At 73.2% G+C, this 20,865-nt stretch carries 17 protein-coding genes; 4 read left to right on the top strand and 13 right to left on the bottom strand.

Translation table 11 applies throughout. From position 1 onward, the window contains the following. Positions 1-236: 236 nt before the first annotated feature. The 5 genes from ITX44_RS18850 to ITX44_RS18830 form a co-directional block, all read right to left on the bottom strand. Complete coding sequence (locus ITX44_RS18850; protein WP_205358437.1) at positions 237-1,514, bottom strand: MFS transporter; 1,278 nt, start codon at positions 1,512-1,514, stop codon at positions 237-239. A gap of 85 nt (positions 1,515-1,599) precedes the next feature. Next, positions 1,600-2,223, bottom strand: coding sequence for a winged helix-turn-helix domain-containing protein (locus ITX44_RS18845; protein WP_205358436.1), 624 nt, complete (start codon positions 2,221-2,223; stop codon positions 1,600-1,602). A 145-nt stretch (positions 2,224-2,368) separates the two neighbouring features. After that, entirely contained in the window at positions 2,369-3,358 is a 990-nt protein-coding gene (locus tag ITX44_RS18840) for a helix-turn-helix domain-containing protein (RefSeq protein WP_307795352.1), read from the bottom strand. A gap of 138 nt (positions 3,359-3,496) precedes the next feature. Then, complete coding sequence (locus ITX44_RS18835) at positions 3,497-4,024, bottom strand: kinase (RefSeq protein WP_205358547.1); 528 nt, start codon at positions 4,022-4,024, stop codon at positions 3,497-3,499. 65 nt (positions 4,025-4,089) lie between these two features. Continuing rightward, positions 4,090-5,352 (bottom strand): WD40 repeat domain-containing protein, encoded by a 1,263-nt coding sequence (locus ITX44_RS18830; protein WP_307795351.1) that lies wholly within the window; start codon positions 5,350-5,352, stop codon positions 4,090-4,092. A gap of 128 nt (positions 5,353-5,480) precedes the next feature. Here ITX44_RS18830 and ITX44_RS18825 point away from each other — a divergent pair, with 128 nt between their 5' ends. Then, positions 5,481-6,284 (top strand): DUF6000 family protein, encoded by an 804-nt coding sequence (locus tag ITX44_RS18825; RefSeq protein ID WP_205358435.1) that lies wholly within the window; start codon positions 5,481-5,483, stop codon positions 6,282-6,284. Positions 6,285-6,379: 95 nt separating this feature from the next. Here the strand turns inward: ITX44_RS18825 and ITX44_RS18820 are convergent, their stop codons facing one another. Further along, positions 6,380-8,473 carry a S53 family peptidase gene (locus tag ITX44_RS18820; protein ID WP_205358434.1) on the bottom strand — a complete coding sequence of 698 codons (2,094 nt, stop codon included), beginning with the start codon at positions 8,471-8,473 and terminating at the stop codon, positions 6,380-6,382. 462 nt (positions 8,474-8,935) lie between these two features. Between ITX44_RS18820 and ITX44_RS18815 the strand changes: the two genes are divergently transcribed. After that, on the top strand, positions 8,936-10,297 hold the full coding sequence (locus ITX44_RS18815) for a tachylectin-related carbohydrate-binding protein (protein ID WP_205358433.1): 1,362 nt from the start codon (positions 8,936-8,938) through the stop codon (positions 10,295-10,297). 133 nt (positions 10,298-10,430) lie between these two features. Here ITX44_RS18815 and ITX44_RS18810 read toward each other — a convergent pair whose 3' ends face one another. Beyond that, on the bottom strand, positions 10,431-11,285 hold the full coding sequence (locus ITX44_RS18810; RefSeq protein ID WP_205358432.1) for a DUF3626 domain-containing protein: 855 nt from the start codon (positions 11,283-11,285) through the stop codon (positions 10,431-10,433). Positions 11,286-11,648: 363 nt separating this feature from the next. On the opposite strand from ITX44_RS18810, the gene ITX44_RS18805 reads away from it, so the two are divergent. Further along, complete coding sequence (locus ITX44_RS18805) at positions 11,649-12,236, top strand: RICIN domain-containing protein (protein ID WP_205358431.1); 588 nt, start codon at positions 11,649-11,651, stop codon at positions 12,234-12,236. A 134-nt stretch (positions 12,237-12,370) separates the two neighbouring features. On the opposite strand, the gene tpg is transcribed toward ITX44_RS18805, so the two are convergent. The 5 genes from tpg to ITX44_RS18780 all read right to left on the bottom strand — a co-directional run bounded on the left by tpg (position 12,371) and on the right by ITX44_RS18780 (position 18,835). Continuing rightward, complete coding sequence (gene tpg, locus ITX44_RS18800; protein ID WP_205358430.1) at positions 12,371-12,928, bottom strand: telomere-protecting terminal protein Tpg; 558 nt, start codon at positions 12,926-12,928, stop codon at positions 12,371-12,373. A 3-nt stretch (positions 12,929-12,931) separates the two neighbouring features. Beyond that, positions 12,932-15,271: a telomere-associated protein Tap gene (gene tap / locus ITX44_RS18795; RefSeq protein ID WP_205358429.1), complete on the bottom strand. Its 2,340-nt coding sequence runs from the start codon at positions 15,269-15,271 to the stop codon at positions 12,932-12,934. A gap of 246 nt (positions 15,272-15,517) precedes the next feature. Then, the gene (locus ITX44_RS18790) at positions 15,518-16,435 is read right to left on the bottom strand and encodes an LLM class flavin-dependent oxidoreductase (protein ID WP_205358428.1); all 918 of its coding nucleotides are present in this window, start codon (positions 16,433-16,435) and stop codon (positions 15,518-15,520) included. A gap of 243 nt (positions 16,436-16,678) precedes the next feature. Next, the gene (locus ITX44_RS18785; RefSeq protein ID WP_205358427.1) at positions 16,679-18,193 is read right to left on the bottom strand and encodes a purple acid phosphatase family protein; all 1,515 of its coding nucleotides are present in this window, start codon (positions 18,191-18,193) and stop codon (positions 16,679-16,681) included. 381 nt (positions 18,194-18,574) lie between these two features. Further along, positions 18,575-18,835, bottom strand: a complete 261-nt coding sequence (locus ITX44_RS18780; protein ID WP_205358426.1) for a type II toxin-antitoxin system Phd/YefM family antitoxin — start codon at positions 18,833-18,835, stop codon at positions 18,575-18,577. Positions 18,836-18,944: 109 nt separating this feature from the next. Here ITX44_RS18780 and ITX44_RS18775 point away from each other — a divergent pair, with 109 nt between their 5' ends. Continuing rightward, on the top strand, positions 18,945-20,093 hold the full coding sequence (locus tag ITX44_RS18775; protein ID WP_205358425.1) for a cytochrome P450: 1,149 nt from the start codon (positions 18,945-18,947) through the stop codon (positions 20,091-20,093). 13 nt (positions 20,094-20,106) lie between these two features. On the opposite strand, the gene ITX44_RS18770 is transcribed toward ITX44_RS18775, so the two are convergent. Beyond that, positions 20,107-20,835: a type 1 glutamine amidotransferase domain-containing protein gene (locus tag ITX44_RS18770; protein ID WP_205358424.1), complete on the bottom strand. Its 729-nt coding sequence runs from the start codon at positions 20,833-20,835 to the stop codon at positions 20,107-20,109. Positions 20,836-20,865 lie beyond the last annotated feature (30 nt).

Genomic DNA, 20,865 nt, shown 5'->3' with positions numbered 1-20,865 from the left:
GGGCTGTCGGCTCCGCGGATCGCGGATCGCGGATCGCGGCCACGTACCGCGACGGCCCCGTACGGCCCCGTTCCCGATGGATCGAAGGCCGCTGATTTCCCGGGCAGGCGCAAATGCCGTGGAAGCTCGGGCGCATGCTCCGGCGTCCTGGCACGCCGCCTTTGCACCGCGCATCCTGGTCGGCGGACCGAACGGGACGTGGTTCAGGCGGCGGTCGGTGGGCGGCTGCTCCGTGGTTATTCGCCGGCGGTGCGGGGCAGTTGGGCGCCCCGGACGGCGGGTGCGGTCAGGCCGACGATGCCGCCGGACGCTGCGAAGGCCGCTCCGGCCAGGAAGACCGGTCCGGGTCCCCATGCGGAGACGGCGGCGCCGAAGAGGGGGTAGGTCAGGGGGGCGAGTCCGAAGCCGGTCAGGCTCATGACGGAAGTGACCCGGCCGAGGTAGGCGGGGGCGGTGGCGGTCTGGACGAGGGCGTAGGCGAGCCCGCCGCAGACGCCGCCGATCAGCCCGGTCAGCAGTGCCAGCGCGAGCGCGGCGACCAGGGAGGGTGCGAGGCCGATCAGTCCCAGTGCGGCGGAGCTGGCAAAGAGCGTGGCGATCTGCAGGGCGCCGGCTCGCGGCAACCAGCCCCGGGCGGTCAGCAGTAGCGCCCCCGCTGTCGCACCGGCGCCGAAGGCCGAGATGATCCAGCCGTAGCCGGAAGATCCCCAGCCGCGGTCCCGCGACAGCAGGATCATGCCGATGTTGAGCGGGCCGACCAGGCCGAGTTCGCAGATGGCGCCGGAGACGACCAACGGCCCGACCAGCCGGTGGCGGCGCAGATAACGCAGGCCGTCCAGGAGTTCGTGCCAGGCACCGGTGCCCCGCGCGGACGGTGCGTCCTGCGGCAGCACTGTGCCCTGCGGCAGCGGGCCCATCCGGGTGGCGATCAGCAGCGGTACGGACACGGCGAAGAACGAGCCCGCCAGCGTGAAGGCGGCCGTCGCACCCCCGAGTCCCATCGCGAGTCCGCCGAGCGGCGGTCCGGCGATATTGCTGACCCGGGTCGCCAGCGCCCGGAGCCCCTGCAATCGGACGAGCTGGTCCGCGTCGGCGATCCGCGGCGGCAGAGCCCCCACCGCGGGCATGAACAGCGCGTCCACCACACCGAAGACCAGCGCCACCGCCACCAGCAGCCACAGGCAGGGAGAGCCGAAAACGAGCGCCGCGGCGGCGCACAGGATGAGCAGGCAGCGCAGCATGTCGCTGCCGATCACCACCCGCCGCGGCCCCCACCGGTCGGCCACCACTCCCCCGCCGAGCATCAGCGCGGCCCGCGGCACCGAGCCGGCCGCCATCACCATGCCCGCCTGCGCAGGCGAAGCCACCTTGGTGGCGGCGAAACCGAGGGCGAGGAAGTAGACGGCGTCGCCGAGCGAGGACGCCGTGTACGCGGCAAGCCAGCGCAGGACATTGCCGTCCCGGTGAGCGGGCCGGCCGTGTGCGGGTATCGCGGTCGCCGTGGTCGCGGTCATGAGGCGGCCCCCCTTGCAGGTGCGTACTGCTGTCCGGGCACGGTCGGACTCGGTAAGGGCTGATCGGGGCTGCGCCGCGCCGGCTTCAGGGCCGGAACGGGAAGCCGTACATCTGCACGGAGACGTGCTCGCGGCCCGCCGTGTCGCCGGCCCGCTCGGCGGTACGGCCACGGTCCGACCAGCGCTGCATCAGCTCGCCCAGTTCCTCGGCCATCTCCTGCAGTTCGGCAGCGGTCAGCAACGGCATGTACTCGGAGCTGAACGAGGCGTTGATCCACTCGGGCGGCCATGCCGCCTGCTGGTCCAGGTACTGCTCGTAGCGCTCGGCGCGGGCGGCGAGCAGCTGCCGGGTGACCTGGCTGAGGACGGCAACGCCCTCGGGCCGGTCGGCGAAGTCCGCGGTGCGGAAGGAGAAGCCGCGCTCGGAGGACACCTTCCACCAGCGCTCACGGCCGTCGGCGCTGATGTCCGCGGCCTCCACGATGAAGCCGTGCGCGGCCATCTTCCGCAGGTGGTAGCTGACCAGGGACACCGCTTCGTCCACCTGGTCGGCCAGGTGCGAGGCCGTGGCCGCGCGGGCGGTGAACAGCGCGCGGTACAGGCGGATACGCAGCGGGTGGGTGAACACCTTCAGCGCGTCGAGGTCGGTGATGCGCTGTTCGGCGCCCGAGGAGGTCTCCCGGGAGTCAGCCGGATCGTGGTCTGCCATGTCCCGACCATAGATAGAAAAGGAAAGTTGCACAATAATATTTGCGCAACTCTTCTTTCCCAACTGGGCAGTGCTCGACGCGCCGGGGATGCGCCGGCAGCAGCGGCGCGACGGGCTGGGGCCCCGGGCAGGGCCCCAGCCCGTCCTACGCGGCCCTGGGCGCCGCCGCGGTCTGGTGGCGGTAGTCGCGGGGCGGGGCGCCGTAGGCGGCGCGGAAGGCGCGGGTGAAGGTCGAGTGGCCGGTGAAGCCCCAGCGGGTCGCGATGCGGTGCACCGGCATGTCGAGCAGCGCGGGGTCGGCGAGGTCGCGGCGGGCCCGTTCCAGGCGCTGGCGGCGGATGGAGGCCGCGACGGTGGTGCCGCGGGGCGCGAACAGGCGGTGCAGGTGGCTGACCGAGATGTGGTGGGCGGCGGCGATGGCGGCGGGGGACAGTGCGGCGTCGTGGAGGTGCTGCTGGACGAAGGAGTCGATGCGCAGCAGCAGCGTGTGCTGGTGTGCGGGGTCGGGTACGGCGGCCTCGGCGTCGAGGTGGTGGGCGACCAGCGCGGTCAGCAGGTCGTGGGTGATACCGCCCAGGCGGGCCAGGTCGGTGGGGGCGAAGGTGTCGGCGTCGCCGGTCACGTCGGTCAGCAGCTGCGTGAGCAGGCCGCCGAAGCCCGAGCCCCTTCCGGCCGGCAGCGGCCGGGCCAGCAGCCGGCCGAACCGTGCCTGCGGCAGTTCCAGCAGGGCGCGCGGGGCGTGCGCGGAGACCACCGTGGTCATGCCGCCGGCCGCCGCCACCCGTATCTCGAAGGGCCGCGAGCTGTCGTAGAGGGCGAGCTGGTCCCGGCCGACGACGGTCTCCCGCCCGGACTGGCTCACCGCCAGGCCACCGTTCACCGGGAGAATGACCGAGAGCATCTCCGGGTCGCCCCGCCGGATCAACCGCTCAGTGCGCAGCACCGAGGCAGGCGTCGCCGCGAGTTCCATCACCCTCAGCGGCGCGAGGTCCACGTGCCGCACCATGGCCTCGAACGGCGAGTCCGCCTGGTTGACCAGCCGCATCGGCAGCACGCTGTGGCCGAAGAGCTCGTGCGCGGCGGCCAGCCGCTCCCCCGCCGGCAGATCCGCGCTCCGGAACACCTTCTGAAACACGGTCCTCCCCCATCCCCCGTGCCCCACCCCTACCCACCGCGGGCCCGCGGTCATGCGAACCGGTCGGCGCTGCCGGGGCGTTCGCATCCAGGGCGCCTTCGGGGCTGCGGCCGGCGCGCGGGCGGCCGCCCTGCCTGCTCAAACGGGCCGCAGGGCGGCCAGTCCGGTGTCGAGCATGATGCGGGCGACGGTCACGGCGAGGGTGCTGTCGGCGCCGATGACGGTCTCGACCGCGCCGGGCAGCAGGTCGAGGGGCCGGTACCAGTCGCGCATCTGCGCTTCGCCGTACTCGCTCGCCTGCGGCTTGGTGGCGTGGCGGGCGAGCGTCTCCTCGAACGGCACGTCCAGATAGTAGCCGTGGGTCGGGCCGCGGTGGTCGGCGCGCAGGCGGGCGAGCATGTCGCCGTAGCGTTCGGCGTGCAGGATGCCTTCGACGACGACGTGATACCCGGCGTCCAGGGCGTAGCGGGCGACGGTGTCGATCAGGCCGATGTTGGGTGCGCCGGGCAGGTCGCGTTCGCGCAGCACGATGCGGCGCAGGTTGTCCTGGCCGACCAGGGCCAGGCCGCGGCCGAACTCCTCGCGGAGGCCGGCCGCGACGGACGACTTGCCCGATGCGCTGTTGCCGCGCAGGACGACCAGCCGGGTCGTCGCGGTGCCCACCATCACGGCCTCACGCTACCGACCGCCGGTGACACCGCCCCGATGCTGCCGTACGCCGGCCGGGTACGTCACGTGCTGCGGTCGAACACCTCGTTGACGGCAGCCCGAAGTCGCAGCCAGGTGGGATCCGTTGCGGTCGCGGTGGTCACTTTTCCCAGGTCGTCCGCTTCCCATGTACGGGATCCGTCGGTGAGGACGAGGTGGGTTTCGAGGTCGCCGTCGTCAGGGACCTCGGAGGTGGCGTCCAGGAACGCCGCGAGCGCGGCCTGCGGCGTATCGCCGTCCGTAGTGCGGGTTCGCGCGGAGTCGTCGCGTACGGACAGGAGCAGGAGATCGCCTCCGCCGCCGGCGACGAGGAGTTCGCCCGTTGCCGTGGCGGCCAGCGCGGTCACCGGGAGCCCGGGCAGTACGTCGTGCTCGGCCGCGTCGTGGGTGTCGAGGTCGATTTCGACCAGGGTCCCGGCGGGGGTGCCGACCCAGAGCACGCCGGGCCGGGCTGCGAAGGCGATGTTGTGCCGCGACCATGCCTGCATCCGGTCGAGCCACTCCTGCGGGGCGGGGTGGCCCGGATTGGGGTCGCCGAGGGTGGTCGCCAGGATGAGGTGAAGCGAGGGGAACTCGAATACGTCCAGCGAGTTCTCGTAGGCGTTGCCCCGGATCGCGAGGTGGCGTCCGTCGGGGCTGAAGATCGGTGTCCGGTAGCCGTCGGCGTCCAGGATCAGCGCCCGGCGCAGCACGCGCATCGCGGCAGGCCCGGCCGCCGTGTGGTCGACCCGGGCGAACAGGCCGAGGGTCTCGGCTTGATCGCCGGCGAGCGTGGCCACCATCCCGCCGGCGGGGTGTTCGGCGACTCCGGTGTCCCACCGCGGGCCGGAACCGACCGTGCCCGAGGCCAGGTCGATGATGTCCGAGCTGTCCCAGGCGTCGCCTTCATCGCCTGATGACGGCGACGCCCACAGCGCCCGGCCGTCCGGGCTGAACACCAGGCTGCGGTAGTCGGCAGTGGGCGGAATGCCGTCCGGCTCGCGCAGCCCGGCGGGCGTCCACTGCACCACCCCGTCCTCGCCCGCCACTACGAGCAGCGGCTGGTGCGGATGCCATGCCACCGCGGGGGTCCGCTCCATTCGGTCCCAGCCGATGGCATCGCCGTAGACGCTCGACTCGGCGCCGACAGAACCGAGTTGCCGCAGCTGTCCTGCGCCGCAGTCCCAGATGTGCACGGCCGGACGTTCCGCGTCCAGGCCGGCCACCAGGGGAAGGCGTGGATGACATATCAACTGCTCGCATTCGCTGCCGATGTGGGCACGGGCGACGGTATCGACAACACTCACGGCGACACCGTATTCGCAGTGGCTCGTGCGGCGAGGCCAAGGCCGCGACCCGAGTGGCGGCGTGGGCCCTGACTGACGCCCTGGGTGCCAGTCACGGTTTTGTCGGTGGGAGGGGGGAGGATGCCCGTATGAAGAGCGTGGACCCCAGGACCATTGGGATGGGGCACGTGGTCCCGCGGTATGTCGCTCCCGCGCACGAACCGCTGCGGTATCTGCAGCTCATGAGCCTGGCGTTCTACCGGATGGAGGAGCCGGAGCAGTCCGCCTTCGTCAGGACCCTCGTCGTGGACGCGGCGGTCGCGTCGGACGCCGAGCTGGATGCGCTGCTGCGCGGGCAGTGGCGGTTCAGCCTGACCGGCACCTGGCTGTGCGCCGTCGGGTTGCGCACGCGCCTGCGGGGGCGCATAGCGGAGTTGCTGTTCGCCGGGGCGAACGGCTACTGCAATGCCTACTGCCTCGCCCTGGCCCGGTTCGGCACGCTCGAGGACGCGCAGATCCTGAGCGCGTATCTGGAGCGCTACCTCCCGCGCACGGACCTGCGCTGGGAACAGTCCGGGGCGCTCGGGGCGCTGCTGCGGCTGGATGCCGGGCTGGGAACGGATTACGCCGCGCGTTTCACAGTGCCCGGCGGCCTGTGGGACGGATGGTTCGCGGGCTGGACCGGCTGGCTCCCGAGCGGGTGGACGGTGGAGCGGCTGCGCGACACCACGGACGCCCTGTGCGATTTCCACGACGGATGGACGACCTACGGCCCGCCGCTTCGGGCGACGCCTCAGGAAAAGAGCGAGGCGGCGGCCCGGTTCGGCTGCGCGGTGTGGAACATCGGTCCCTGTGCGGGCTGCGCAGCTCCCATCCACCGCTACGGGCGCGGCTCCACGCAAGCCTGTCCCACCTGTCGAAGGGCCGGCCGCCCGGCGATACGCACGTCCTGACCGCCGTCGGCGCGTCCCCCGGACGCCCCCGCGCCGGGTGCCGCCTGCCGACGCAGGCAGGCCGCACCCGGCGCGGTGTCACCCGAAGGGCCGGCTCAGCGGAAGGACTTCAGGTAGGACTGGGTCGGCGAGCCGACGCCGGTGGCCTCGTCGTAGCCGGGGACGGCGTTGAGCGAGGTGTCCTGGCCGAAGACGATCAGGCGGGCGACCAGGGCGCCGTTGACGACGCCGGCGTCGTGGATGTTGACCAGGGGGGCCCGGTGGCGCTGGGCGGCCTGGTCGACGACGTCGCGGAAGAGGTGGGCGCGGTCGTAGACCGAGGGGTTGGCGAAGCCGATCGCGTGGCCGCGGGCCTGGATGGCGTCGGCCTGCACGGCCGCGAACTCCGGGGAGGAGACGCTGGTGCCCCCGTAGCCGCCCTCGCTGTAGGGGGCGCCGTCGGACAGGCCGACGGCAACGGAGGTGTACAGGTCGCCGTTCATGGACACGTCCGGGGTGACCCGCATCGCCTGCTTGGTCCTCGCGCCGGTCATCAGGGTGCGGGCGAGGGAGCCGGGCACGGTGCCGGTCTGGTACCAGGGCTGGGCGAAGTCCTCGCTGGTGCCGCCGCCACCGCCGAAGTAGAACGGGGGCGGGAACGGCGTCCAGCTCTTGCCGTCCGCGGACAGCGAGGAGCGCAGCGTACCCATGTCGCTCTCGAAGCCGTACGTGCCGCTGGCGTCGGAGCGGGCCAGCGCGGTACCGCCGACCGAGGTCACCCACGGGTCGGAGTCGGGCCAGTTGGCCTGCGCACGCGAGGAGTCCGCCTGGCAGTTGGCGCCGGTGGCCGCGGCGGCCGGGCTGCTGTCGCCGCAGTCGCCCGCGGAGAAGCCGATGCCGATGCCCTCGACCGCGGCCTGCTTGAAGACCTGCTCGTAGGCGGCGATCTCGGTGGCGGTCACGTCGGCCCCGTCGGTGGTGTGCATCAGCTCACCCCACGAGTTGGAGACGACGTCGGCCAGGTGGTTGTCCACGATCGTGCTGATCGCGGCCAGCAGGTCGTCGTCCAGGCACGAGTTGGCGCCCACGTACACGACGTTGGCGTCGGGCGCCAGGCCGTGCGCCATCTCGACGTCGAGGGCCTCTTCCGGGGCCCAGCCGGCCGGACCGCCGCACAGCGACTGGCTGTTCCACTGCGCCGGGTCCACGTGCTCGCTGTACTGGCCGGGGCGGAAGGCCTTGTCACCGTGGCCGGTCGCGTACTGGTTCGCGTCCGCCTCCATGGTGGAGCTGCCGTAGGCGTCCACGATGGCGACGGTCGCGCCCTTGCCGGTCAGGCCGGAGGCGGTGATGCCGTACGCCTTGCGCAGCTGCGAAGGGTGGTACGAGCACTGGTCGAACGCGACGGGACCGGCGGTGTATCCGGCCGGCGCGCCCGTGGCCGGCTTCTGGCCCCAGTAGTCCGAGCAGGTCGCCGTGGTGGGCAGGCCGTCGGCGGGCCGGGCCGCCGGGGCCGCCTGAGCGGTGGCAACGTTGTCGGCCTTGGTGTCGGTCCTGACGTAGTCCGGCCGCGCCGTGTTCGTACCCGGCGAGGCGAGACCGGCCACGCCGATGACGGCTGACGACACGGACGCCGGGACGGCCACGTCGCGGGCCGGGGCGTGCCGCAACTGGCCGGAGACGCGGTACTGCTCGATGCCGGTGCCGAACGCCTTGGTGATCGCGGTGTCGGTGCCCTGGACGGTGACGGCGTGCTCGGTGGCCTTCACCACCGTCAGGCCGGCGTCCTTCGCCCACTTCTGGACGGCCGCGATCTGCGCCGGGGTGGCGCCGAACCGGGCCTGGTAGGCGGCCGGGGTGAGGAACTTGCCGTAGTCCGGGCTGTTCGGGTCGGAGACGGCCGTGGCGTAGGCGGTCAGCCCCGCGGGGTCCTGTCCGGCCAGGTACACGGTGCCGGTGATCTTGGTGGTGGCGGGGATCCGGCCGGCGTCCGCGGACGCGGTGGCCCAGGCGGGGTGGGTTCCCGCGATGGCCCTGGCCGGGGCTGCGGCCCCGGACGCCTGGGACGGGGCGGCCAGTGCGAGCGACCCGGCCGCCAGGCCGAGTGACGCGGCCGCGACGACGACCGCGCGGCCCCGCAGGGTTCTGGGTTTCAGTATGTGGGTGATGGCTACTCCAACGTGACGGTCCGTCGGGGCTCGTGGCCCCACGCGCTGGCGCTGCAAGATCAGCGCTGGCGTGTAGTTTGCCTGCCGGTCGAACGCATGTGGTACTCCCTGTTCCGCTTCTTAGTTCGTCCTTTAACCAACGGCAGCCCTTCCCGGGCGGACATCTGCGGTGAGACGGGTCCGGACCGGGACGATCCGCCGCCACCCTCACCCCCGGCCGGGAAGCGGGCCGGCCCGGGGTGACGAACAGCGTCCAAGGACCAGGCCCAGGCGCTGCGTTCACCCGGTGTTCGCATGCAGGACTACAACCATTCACGGCGCCGCGTCGTCATACGGGGAGACCGGCGCGCTCGCCACAGGGGGTGGGGGCGGCACCGTGGCAGGTGCCACCGTGCCGGCCGGTCGTTCCTGTTCACCCTTCCTGTTCACCGGTGCGCCGCCGCATGCCCTCACGCGGGCATGACGGTGCGGCGTACCCGTATCCCGTCACGGGGGGACCAGTTGATGGCTTTACCGATCATTCCCGCTCTGCCGCGCCTGCTGCGCGCGGGGCGGCGCCGGCCGCGGCTGCTGGCGGCCGCCGCCGCGGCGCTCGTCCTGCCGCTGACCGCGGCGCCCTCGGCCCTGGCCGACACCACGCCGCCGACCGGCACCGTCGTCCAGCAGGGCGGCATCCCGCAGGTGGTCGGCGGCGGGAACACCTCGGCCACCACCTTCTTCACCGCGCACCTGCCGTCCGGCGTGCAGGGGCCGGTCTCGGCGGTGCTGAAGTTCGATCCGCGGCAGCTTCCCGCGCTCGGGACCGTGCAGGCGGCGTCCCACCTGCACTCCACGTGCGCGGTCGACGACAGCGCCTACCGGCCGTGCCAGTGGCGCGGGCAGGGCGCCGGCACCTCCGGCCCCTGGGACACCTGGCTGCGGCTCGCGCTGCCGAGCGCCGCCGCGGCACCGGTGATGACCTGGGACGTGACGATCTCCGCCGACTACCTCGCGCTGCCCGACGACCGGATGCTGACCGGCGACGTGCAGCTGACCGACGCCACCGGCCGGGTCGTGGCCGACGCCGCCGCGACGGTCCGGTACCACAAGGGCACCCGGCCCGCCTCGTGGACCGGGTCGCTGTACGGGCGGGACGCCGCCGGCACGCTGTGGCGGTACGGGGGCAAGTACTACTACTACCCGCAAAGCCCGTTCTGGCCCCGGGCGAAGGTCGGCGGCGGCTGGAACGCCTACACCGCCATCACGCCGCTGGTCAGCACGAACGCCGCCGGGGACGGCGACATGGTGGCCCGCGACAAGGACGGCGTCCTGTGGTACTACCGGCACTCCGGCGTCCCGGAGCAGCCGTTCGCCCCGCGGATACGGGTCGGCGCCGGCTGGAACATCTACCGCACCGTCGCCGGCACCGGCGGTCACCTCGACGACCTGATCAACGGCACCCGCTCCGGCGACCTGGTGGCCGTGGACCGGGACGGCGTGATGTGGTTCTACCGTGCGACCGGCAACCCGAGCAGGCCGTTCGCGCCGCGCGTGCGGGTCGGCGCCGGCTGGAACGCGTACACGCAGATCGTCACCTTCGGCGACGGCCTGCTGGCACGCGACGCCTCCGGTGTGCTGTGGTCGTACAGCCGCAACGACTACGACACCGGTAACGCGCCGCTGTGGCCGCGGGTACGGGTGGGCGCCGGCTGGAACATCTACACGGCGCTGAGCGGCACTTGGGCGGGCGACGACCACAAGTACCCGGCGCTGGTCGCGGTGGACAAGAGCGGGCAGCTCTGGTTCTACACCCTGTCGGTGGGCCAGATCCCGGGCCCGCGCGTGCACGTCGGCGGCGGGTGGAACACGTACACCGCCCTGTTCTGATATCGCGGCAGCGGGTGTTCTCCGCCCGGTTGGTGGGCGGGGAACACCCGTTTGCGGAAAGCGGGCCGCCGGGCCGGGCGAGGTCCCGGGCCGGTGGTCCGGCCCGGTGGTCCGGCCCGGTGGTCCGCGGCTTCTACGGATTCGGGGCCGGCTCCGGGGCGCCGAAGCGCGCCAGGCAGTGCCAGACCTTCTTCAGCGCCTGCGGGTCGTAACGGCCGGTGCGGGCGGCCCTGCCGATCACCCAGGGATCCAGACAGCCGTCGACCGCGATCCGCACGCCCAGGTCGACGCATTCCTGGCCGCGGTAGTCGGGGTGCTGCCGCAGCCGCTGCACGGTCAGCCGGAAACCCGGATGCCACTGGATCGGGCACGGCAGCGCGCGGGCCGCCTCCTCCACGTCCGTACCCCGGTAGCCGGCGTCCAGGACCAGCGCCTCGACGTCCCGGTCGAACCTGACGGGTCCGTGCACGTGCGCCTCGATGTGTCCGTCCAGGGCGTCCAGCCCGTCGGCCTCGGCCATGGCGATGAGGGCGAAACGGGACGTCACCGCGAAGGCCGAGGGCTGCGTCGAACTGTCCGGATAGCAGAAGGACGTGCGCTCGAGGGTGCCGGCGGTGAGCCGGAAGTACGAGGAGCCGAATCGGGGCGCTCCGCCGACCGGCGAGTTCCGGTGGTTCAGCGCACCGTAGATCGGGCGCTCGTGCGCCGGGGCGTGGTCGTACGCGCCGCCGAAGATACGGCTCTCCCAGCGCCACCGGTCTCCGCCCGGGTGGGCGGTCAGGCCGCCGTTGCTGGTCCCGGTCACGAACTGCGAGTAGTAGACGCCGTCTTCGGCCATCCGACGCAGCAGGGGCCGGTCGCCCGCCATGCGGTCGGGGTGGAAGTTCACGGTGAGCTCCGGCCCGGGAGCGAGCGGGGCTCCGGCCGACCGGGCCGCCACGTGCCGCAGCGCCTGCTGCTGAGCGGACCAGGAAGTGCCGGCGACCATCCCCGCAGTGTGGCCGAACGCCGGCGCCGGCCACACGCGAATTTCGGGCGGACGGGACGCCGTACGGGCGCGGCGGATTGCCCCACGACGCCGCCGCGTGGAGCAGGCGGGGGGTGGACACGGCGAAGTCGAGGACGTCGGGGGCCTCACACGCAACGGCATTGCGTGAGCGCGGGGTCGGTCGGTGCCGGGGGCTGCCGCCCGGGGGGCAGGGTCTTTCGGAGCCCGGAACCTGGACACGAATCGTCAAGTCCTGGTGAGCGAGCGTCAAAGACTTGGCGCGGGGTGCGCTGTCACGCTCTGCATGCCGGATCGGCGGCGTCACCGGATCGCCGGGTCCGGGAAACCAGGGGGAGGAACCAGATGACGATCAGGCATGCCCTTGCCGGAGTGGCCGCGGCAGCCGTGCTGGTGATGGGGGGATCCGTGGCGGCGGTGGCCGAGTCCCCGGCCGCGTCCGGCCCGGTCGTGTCCCACGCCGGCGTGAGCGCGCACAACATCCACGCCGACGGGGCCGCGGCGACGCCCGCGGCCGCCACCACCACCGGGACGAAGAACTTCGTCAACGGCCTGTACGGGAACTGCCTGGACGACAGCAGCACCGCCGGCCTGCGGATGTACACGTGCAGCGACGCCAGCTACAACAACGGCTACCAGAAGTGGAACGTGACGGACAACGCCGGCTCCTACCAGTTCAAGAACGCCAAGACCGGACTGTGCCTCGACGGCAGCAGCACCGCCGGCCTGCGCGGTTACACCTGCAGCAGCGCGAGCTACACCAACGGGTACCAGAAGTGGGTGATCTACTGGGAGAACTCCGACGGCACCTGGGTCGACTGGATGAACGTGGCCACCGGGAAGTGCATGGACTACAGCTCCGACGCCGGCCTGCGCCTCTACACGTGCAGCAGCGCGAGCTACAACAACGGCTACCAGATGTGGAACGACTGAGCTGAGCTGAGCTGTTGGGCGCAGGCCGGCGAGGCCGCCCGATGAGCCCGGCAGCCCCGCAGACCGTCGTCCCGGGGCTGCCGGGCCGCCGGCTCAGCCGCGCTCGTCCGGGCCCGGCACCGTGCCGGTCCTGCTCAGAAGTCCAGCTCGATGTAGTCGATGTCGGTGAACTCCACCGCGAGGTCGTGGGCGCGGCGGCCGCGGTCCTTGAAGTAGATCTCCTGGAGGCCTTCGGCGGCGATGCGCCGGAGTTGCTGCTCGGTGGCGCCGGCGGCCTGCGCGTCGAACAGGCGGGCGGCGTAGGCCGAGGGCAGGTGCTGGGTGATGCGCCGCATCCGGGCGTCGTCGGTGGAGCCGGGGGCGGCGGTGAAGCCGAAGCGGGCGCGGGTCTCGATGACGATCCCGGTGGAGGTGGCGGCGCGTTTTCGGGCGCGCTGCCGCACGCGGGGCTGCCAGTCCTTGCGGACCTCGCGCTCCAGGCGCTCGGCCAGGTCCGGGCGGGGACGGCGCAAGGTGCCCTTCACGTACCGCTCGACCGTGCGCTGGGTGACCCCGAGCCGGGCGGCGACGGCGCGGGTGGAGCCCTTCTCGCTCCTGACCAGGAACCGCATCCGCGCGCCGGCGGACATGGGGATGGGGCGGGTCGCGGCGGCCTCGCTCGCCCGCTCCAGGCTGTCCCGCAGCTTGCCCACGCCCTACTCCCCCTCGTCCGGTACGTCGTCGCCCTTGATGTGCCGGGCCGGGTTGTGGTCCTGCTCCAGCAGTTCCACCGCCCAGTACAGCGGGCGCGTGCCCTCGTGCTTGACCATCCCGGGCGAGACCCCGAGCCGGAACGTGCCCGGCGCGGGCTTGCCGGCCGCGTCGTACGGCAGGACGTCCAGCGGCGACGGCCCGGCGCCCGGGTAGACCGCGCAGTCCGACAGCAGCGCGATGGGCATCAGCGCGTCCTGGCCGAAGCGTACGGTCCACCCGCCGCCGGCCCGCTCCGCGGGCAGCGCCCCGCCGGTGGCGGCCGCGACCTTGAGCAGCTTGCGGTGCATGTTCACCCGGGCCGCAGCGATGACCGCGGCGCGGATGTCCGGCCGCCACGTCGGGCGTTCCAGGGCCGGCCACCGCTCCCCCGGCCGGTAGGAGGCGCCCTGCGGCCGCTCGCGCAGCTTGCCGATGCCGCCCTTGACCGTCGACTTGATCGCCGACAGCACCGCCGCCATGCCCGGGTCGGCCTGCTTGTGGCCGGCCATCGCGTCCAGGAACTGCTGCGGAGTCAGGTCGGCGGTCACCCCGAGGTCGGCCATCGTCGCCTTGTACGCCTCGGCCAGGTGCTTGTACCAGGGGTCCAGGTACGCCCCCGCGTCCCTGCGCACGTACGCCTCGATCGGGCGCAGCTCCACCGGCAGCCCGAACTGGCCGATCAGCTCTGCCGCGTACGCCACCGTGGGCGTGGCGTACCAGGCGGGTCCGGTCGGGGGCCGGCCGTGCGGGGTGAACGGGTTCGGCAGGCGCGGGTCGATCCCGATGCCGGACAGGTCCACCAGCCAGGAGCCCGGCACGGCCTTGTCGAACCGCGGCGCCTTCACGTACTCCGGCCCGGACAGGCCGACCGGCAGCCGGTTCGCGGCCGCGAGGAACGCGGTGTTCACGTCGATGCCGACGGCGAACTGCTGCGCGCACTCGGCATCGGTGAGCAGCTCGGGCTCGCGGATCCAGTCGAACGCCTCCTCGTCGAGGACCTCCGCCTCACCGCGCAGGTGCCCGCGGGGGAACAGGGCCGCGACGACGGGGTGTTCGTCGGGGGCCTCGGGCGGCGCCGGGTCGACCGCTTGGGTGAGCGAGCCGGGGACCGGGCCGGACACCCAGGTGCCGGTCGCCTCGTCGCGGACGGCGCGGGTCGGCGGGCGCAGCGCGCTCATCAGTTCCAGGCCGGCCACCGCGGTGGAGCCGCGCGGGGTCAGTACGCGGGCGGCGTACGCCGTCAGGACCCGGGCGAGTTCGGCCGGCGGGAGCCGGTCGGCCTCGCCCCAGGCCCGGGAGTCCAGCGCGTGCCAGGGCAGTACGGCCAGTTGTACGCATCGCCGCTGGTCGCCCTGTGCGGGCCGGTAGATCCGGGCCCACGGGCCGAAACCCCGCTTGGTGAGCTGCCACTTGGCCTTGCTGATCTGCTTGACGACCTTGTGGCCCTCCGGCAGCCGCATCGCGCGCCGGTCCTCCAACTGCTCCGGCAGCCCCAGCCGCTGCGCCGCGGCCGCCGTGAGGACGATCAGCGGATCGGAGTCCTTGCCCGAACGGTGCAGACGCGGCGCGCCCAGCTCGGCTTCGGCGAGCGTCCACTCCACCAGCTCCGGCACCGTCGACGCCGGGCACTGAAGCACCAGCCCGCCCGCGCAGTACAACGACCCGTCACCGTCCAGCACACCCAACGGGCCGTGCGCGAACCGCGGATCGACCGCCGTAGCCGGGGCCGGGGCGGCGGGCGCGGGCTTCGCGGGCGCCTCCCGTACGGCCGACGTCCTGGTACTCGCCGTACTCCCGGCCGGCGGGGTCGGCGCGGCAGGCGGGGTCGGCGCGGCAGGCGGGGTCGGCGCGGCAGGCGGTGCTGCGGCCGGGGCGGCGGGCGCGGGCTTCGCGGGCGCCTTCCGTACGGCCGGCATCCTGGTACTCGCCGTACTCCCGGCCGGCGGGGTCGGCGCGGCAGGCGGTACGTCGGCGGGGCCGGTGAACGTCTCCGGGGCCGCGGGCGCGGGCTGCGGCTCGGGGACGGGCGCCGCCGGGGCCTGCGGTGCGGGGAACCGCGTGGCCAGTCCCTCCAGCAGCCGGGCGTAGGCGGCGCGCTGCGGCGGCCTCGGCTCGGTGCGGCCGGACTCCCAGTTCCCCACCGCCTCCCGCCGCGTCGAGACCGCCGCGGCGACCTGAGCCTGGCTCAGTCCCGCCGCCTCCCGCAGCCGCCTGCGCTCCGCGGGCGGCGGCAGGGCCTCTGCGGCCGCCGCCTGTTCCAGCAGCGCGTCGACCGCGCTGAACAGCTCGTCCTGCGTGGGCACCGCTCACCTCCGCGCGCACCCTATCGTCGCTCGCGCGGCGAATCGCACGTGGATCGCGCAAGACGGGCTCCTATGTGCGACGGTCCCGCGGGAGCGCGTCAGGCCCGCCGAAGCGCTCGCGTACGACACAACGGCCGCGTACCGCCCGCGGGACGCGTCGAGCACCGCCTGACCACCCGCGGCCGGTCCTTCGTGGCCGCCGCAGTGGCCGCGGCCGTCCGCCCACCACCGGTCCGGACACGGCTTTCAGCGGTTCGGGCTGTTCGCCCCGCCGGATCCGCGTCCTTGTGCAACCAGTTCGCGGACTGCGGGGGCGACCTCCTTGCCGAAGCGGCGGATGGCGTCGGGCTGCTCGGCCCGGTAGAGCATGAACGTGCTGATGCCCTCGGTGAGGGCGAGGTGCGCGAGTTGCTCGGCCCACATCCGGGGTGGGCCCTGGAGGAAACCGGTACCGGTGCCGAACTCCCCTTCGACGTTGTACGCGCGGCGTACCGCTTGCGGGGAGCGGCCGGCGGCGGTCGCGGCGTCGTCGATGACCCGGTTGGCGGCCGGCAGGTGCTCGGGCGGGAGGAAGGGTGAGCTGGGCACCCAGGCGTCGGCGACGCGGCCGGTCAGCCGCAGCAGCCGGGGCTGGTACGCGCCGAGCCAGATGCCGATGTCGTGCGCGGGTGCCGGTCCGGTCTTTGCTCCGTCGAGGCGGTAGTGCTTGCCGTGGAACCGCAGATCGGAGCCTGGTGCCCATAGTGCGCGGACGATCCGGACCGCTTCGTCGAGTGCTTCGATCGACTCCCCGGCGGTGCGCCGGGGCCCGCCCTCGGCGGTGATGGCGTCCCAGAAGTGCTGCGTGCCAGTGCCGATGCCCAGCTCGAACCGTCCGCCGCTGAGGATGTCCAGGGTGGCGGCGGTGCGGGCGAGGGTCGTCGGCGGGCGCAGCGGCAGGTTGGCGAGGTTGGACAGGACACGCAGGCGGGTGGTGCGGGCGACGATGACGGAGAGCAGCGCCATCGTGTCCAGGCGTTCGGGCCAGTAGGGGTGGTCGGAGAGGCTCGCGAGGTCCAGGCCGGCCTCTTCGGTGAACTCGGCCAGTTCCACGACACGCCGGGGGTTGTCGCCGGGTGGTTCCAGGAGGGTGCCGAAGACCAGGTCGTGGCCGTAGTCGGTCATGCGTGCTCCCTTGGCTGCACCGGGCGAGGGCGGCGTCGGCGGTCTCGGGGCGCCTTCGTAACACCTGCGTACGGAAAGCCGCGGGCTGGCGTTCCGGGGCGAGGCCGGCCGCACCCCTTCGGACCATCCGATTCCACTCCGCCGCGGTAATGCGCGGCCCGCCGGCCCGGGGACCGGCGCCCCGGGTACCGTCGGCCCGGTACCCGGGGCGTTCGCCGTAATGAGCGGCGCGGAGGCGTTGCGTCAGCGGGAGGCCAGGACGCGGCCGTGGGGCTTGTGGCCGCGGACCGGGCGCAGGCCCGACAGGTCGCGTTCGACCATGATGTTGCGGTCCGAGACGGCGGCGCCCAAAGCGAACTGGGGCCAGTAGCCGAGGATTTCCTGGCGGCTGCGTTCGCTCCACTCGCGGGCCAGGTCGCTGCGGCTCTTGTAGAAGTTGAGGGCGTAACCCCCGGTGTACAGGCGCAGGATGGAGAATCCGCCGGGGTACTCCTTGCCCGCCGCGATCTCCTGCAGCGTCACGCGCGGGGCCAGCGGGCTGATCGTGCGCTTGTTGCGGTGGGTGTGCCCGGCGTGGTGCAGGAAGAGACCGGGCATGCGGGCGTAGTCCTGCAGGATGGTGGTCGCCTGCGCGGGGTCCAGGGAGTTGCCGGGCGTGATGGGGAACGCGGAGTCCTGGACGACCAGCGGGTGGTGCCCGAAGACGATGGTCGGCCGGTCCTGTTCCTTGGCGAGCTGGGTGCGGAACCAGGACAGCTGCTCGGGGGACAGGGCGCCGGCGTCACCGCCGTTGCCGGGCTTGTCGTACGTGTCGATCCCGATGACGCGCAGGCCCTGGATGTCCCGGGTGAAGTAGGTCGGTTCGCCCGTGCCGGGGAAGAACTCGTCCTGGAAGCAGTCGTTGCCCTGCCACTGGCCGGCCCGGCAGCCGGCGTAGGGGTCGCCGAGGTGGGCGCGGTCGTGGTTGCCGCGGGTCACGAAGTAGTCGTCGCGGTACAGGCCGAAGTCGCCGAGCATGCGGTACGCCGTGCTCAGGTCGACCGGGACGGCCTCGGCGGAGATGTCGCCGGCGGCGAGCAGGTAGTCCGCGCCCAGCGTCGTGACGTCCTGCACCAGGGACTCGAGCATGACCTCGGGGTAGGGCGGCAGGCCGGGCACCTGCTGGATCCCGATGTACTGCGGCTGCCCGCCGACGAGTCCGGCCTGGGTCTCGCCCATGTGCAGGTCGTTGCACAGGGCGATGGAGAACAGGTACGTGCCCGGCGGCGGCAGCGGGGTGGTGAAGCTGTACGGGCCGGTGGTGTCCAGGCCGAAGGTGGAGGTGCCGACCGCGTTGCCGCTGATCAGGGTGAAGGGGGTGGGAGGTACCGGCAGGCCGAGCGAGCGGGCCTGGTAGTAGTACGTCTGCCCGGGCTCCAGGCCGGTGAGCTCGACGTAGTGGTAGGGCGTGTTCCGGGACAGGCCGGTGGCCACCTTGTGCAGCTTGTCGGGGTGGGTGCCCCAGTGCACCTCGCCGTCCGCGGGGGCGGGCACCATCCGGCCGGTGCCGTCGTCGGTGCCGGTGTATCCGGTGTACCAGGTGATGACGGCCCGGTCCTCGGTGAGCGTCACGAGTTCCAGGTTCGCGGGCGAGATGTCGCCGTCCGGGGTGGCCGCCGAGGCCAGGCCGTCGAAGGCGGAGAGGGAGATCGCGGGCGCGGCGGCCGCGACGGCCGACCAGATCAGCAGATCCCTGCGGGTGAAGTCGCATCCAGGCATGTGACCAGGACTAACGGCGCGCGGTGAACACGCCCTGAACGTCACCGCTCGCCCAGAGGGCCAGGTCCACGGAGCATGGTTGCCGCCGCGACATCGGGAGTGCCGCGCCCGCCCGCGCCGGGGGCCTTCGCGTCCGCGCAGGTCAACGGGCGCGAGCGGGCGGTGGTTGCAAGAGGGCACGTGGCAGGAGGTTCGGCGCCGGCGCCCCGCCTACAGTGCGGGTGCGGGCGGTACGCACCGGTCCGGCGTACCGCCCGCGTCCGGGGAACCACGGGGACACGCGGGCCGTCGGTGCAAGTCGGTTCAACCGGTACCGGACGGTGTGCCATTGCGCGCCGGAATTCGCCGCAGGTCCGGCGCACCGTGGGGACGGTTTGCAGGTCAAGACGCGTGCCGCTCCAGGCCGAGCCGGGCGCGCGCCTCCTCGTGAGGCACCGCGGTGTTCGCTCCCGCCGCCTGCCGGGCCCGGTACCGCGCCAGCGCGAGCGCGTCCTCGAGATCCGCCAGCTCCTGCGGGTTGATCAGCACAGCGGCCGGCTGCCCGTGGTCGGTGATCGTGATGCGCTCGCGGGCCTGCGAGGCCCGCCGCACCAGCGACCCGAGTCGCGCCCGCGCCTGCGTGATCGGCAACGTCTCACCCATGTGCAGAAGTGTGCACTGCCGACCGGCGAGTGGGTGCCGGACCGCCCGCGCCGACTGGCCGGCGGCGCCTGCCGGTCAGGACCGGAACGGCAGGCTTTAGGCTCGCCGGGTGGTCACCCTTGCTGAACTCGCCGCGGATCCGCATCCTCATCTGGCCCGGTTGCGGGCCCAGGGGCCTGTGGTGTGGGTGCCCGCGCTCGGGGGGTGGATGGTGACGGGGCGTGCGGCGGCCGTGGAGGTGATGCGGGACGCCGCGGCGTTCACCGTGGACGATCCGCGGTTCACCACCGCGCAGGTGGTGGGCGCGAGCATGCTTTCGCTCGACGGTTCCGAGCACGCGCGGCACCGGGAGCCGTTCGTCGAGCCGTTCCGGCCGCGGGCGGTGCACGCGGCGCTCGGCGACACGGTGCGGGGCGAGGCCGACCGGCTGCTGGACGGGTTCGCGGCGCAGGGGGCGGCGGAATTGCGCCGGGACTTCGCCGGTCCGCTGGCGGCGGCGGTGATGGCCGAGGTGCTGGGGCTGACCGGCATACCGGTGGCGGGGATCCTGTCCTGGTACGACGCGATCGTGCAGGCCGTGGACCGGCTCACGCAGGGCCAGGACGCGGGCAGTGAGGGCCCGGCGGCCTATGCGGCGCTGCGCGAGGCCGTCGCCGGGACGCTCGACGCCGGTGCGAGCGGTTCCCTGCTGGCGCGGGCCGCCGCCGACGGCCGGCTCACCGTGCCCGAACTGGCCTCGAACGCCGCCGTGCTGCTCTTCGGCGGCATCGAGACCACCGAGGCGATGATCGCCAACGCGCTGCTGCACGTGCTGAGCGCGCCCGAGACCGCACCGGCCGACCTGCTGCTGGCCGATCCCGACCTGCTGGACAGTGCGATCGAGGAGTCCTTGCGCCTGGAGCCGGGCGCCGCGGTCGTCGACCGCTACGCCACCGGGGACGTGGAGCTGGCCGGGGCGCGGATCCGCGCGGGCGACCTGGTCACCGTCTCACTCGCCGGGGCCAACCGCGACCCCGACGTGTTCACCGACCCCGACCGTTTCGACATCCACCGCCCCAACACCCGGCTGCAGTTGGCGTTCGCCCACGGCCCGCACTACTGCGTCGGCGCGCACCTGGCCCGGCTGGAGGCCCGTACCGCGCTGCGCGCCTGCTTCGAGCGGCTGCCCGGCCTGCGCCTGGACGAGCGCAGCCCCAGCGCCCCGCGCGGCCTGGTCTTCCGCAAGCCGCCGACCCTGGCCGTGGTCTGGGACCGCTGATCCTGCCGGGGCGTCAGGCCGCCGCGGCGCCGGCCCGGTCGGTCAGTTCCTTCAGGACGGCCTGGGCGGCCTCGGCGGCGGAGGCGGGGTTCTGGCCGGTGACGAGGTTGCCGTCGACGATCACGTGGGAGGACCAGGCGGCCGCGGGTACGAAGTCGGCCCCGGCGGCCGTCAGGCGGGTGGCGAGCAGCCAGGGCGCGTTGGCGGCCAGGCCGGTCTGCGTCTCCTCCTCGTCGGTGAAGGAGGTCATGCGGCGTCCCTTGAACAGCCACTGCCCGTCGGCGTCGCCCGCCGCCAGGAAGGCCGCCTGGCCGTGGCAGAGCGAGGCCACGACCTTCGAGGGGTCGGGGAGCAGGGTCTCCAGCACCCGGGCGACGTCCTCGTTGACCGCCAGGTCCTGCATCGGGCCGTGACCGCCCGGGATGAACACCCCGTCGTACGCGGCCGGGTCGGCGTCCTCCAGCCGCCCGGGGTGGGCCAGCAGGTCCCGTACGCCGTCCAGGTACGACCGCAGCTCCGCGACCTTGGCCTCGTCGCCGCCGTTGGCCTGAGCGGTCAGGCTGAGCTCGTCCACGACGGCAGGACGGCCGCCCGGCGTGACGACGGTCAGCTCCACGCCGGCCGCGGTGAACGCCTTGTGCGGCTCCACGAACTCCTCGCTCCAAAAGCCCGTGGGCCGCTGGGAGCCGTCCTTCTGGGTCCACCTGGTCGCCCCGGTCAGGATCACCAGCAGTGAGGGCATGACTACCTCCGCATGTGCTGCGCGTGCACC

The sequence above is a fragment of the Actinacidiphila acididurans genome, from assembly GCF_016918855.1.
Lineage (GTDB): Bacteria > Actinomycetota > Actinomycetes > Streptomycetales > Streptomycetaceae > Actinacidiphila > Actinacidiphila acididurans.
Note: the sequence above shows the minus strand (reverse complement) of the source record. Positions and strands in the feature narration are given on the sequence as shown.

Bases quoted from the DNA above. Each gene is read 5' to 3' on its own strand.
- ITX44_RS18805 (WP_205358431.1), top strand. From the start codon at position 11,649: ATGACGATCAGGCATGCCCTTGCCGGAGTGGCCGCGGCAGCCGTGCTG.
- ITX44_RS18785 (WP_205358427.1), bottom strand. From the start codon at position 18,193: ATGCCTGGATGCGACTTCACCCGCAGGGATCTGCTGATCTGGTCGGCC.
- ITX44_RS18850 (WP_205358437.1), bottom strand. From the start codon at position 1,514: ATGACCGCGACCACGGCGACCGCGATACCCGCACACGGCCGGCCCGCT.
- ITX44_RS18770 (WP_205358424.1), bottom strand. From the start codon at position 20,835: ATGCCCTCACTGCTGGTGATCCTGACCGGGGCGACCAGGTGGACCCAG.
- ITX44_RS18780 (WP_205358426.1), bottom strand. From the start codon at position 18,835: ATGGGTGAGACGTTGCCGATCACGCAGGCGCGGGCGCGACTCGGGTCG.
- ITX44_RS18835 (WP_205358547.1), bottom strand. From the start codon at position 4,024: ATGGTGGGCACCGCGACGACCCGGCTGGTCGTCCTGCGCGGCAACAGC.
- ITX44_RS18815 (WP_205358433.1), top strand. From the start codon at position 8,936: ATGGCTTTACCGATCATTCCCGCTCTGCCGCGCCTGCTGCGCGCGGGG.
- ITX44_RS18845 (WP_205358436.1), bottom strand. From the start codon at position 2,223: ATGGCAGACCACGATCCGGCTGACTCCCGGGAGACCTCCTCGGGCGCC.
- ITX44_RS18790 (WP_205358428.1), bottom strand. From the start codon at position 16,435: ATGACCGACTACGGCCACGACCTGGTCTTCGGCACCCTCCTGGAACCA.
- ITX44_RS18825 (WP_205358435.1), top strand. From the start codon at position 5,481: ATGAAGAGCGTGGACCCCAGGACCATTGGGATGGGGCACGTGGTCCCG.
- ITX44_RS18810 (WP_205358432.1), bottom strand. From the start codon at position 11,285: ATGGTCGCCGGCACTTCCTGGTCCGCTCAGCAGCAGGCGCTGCGGCAC.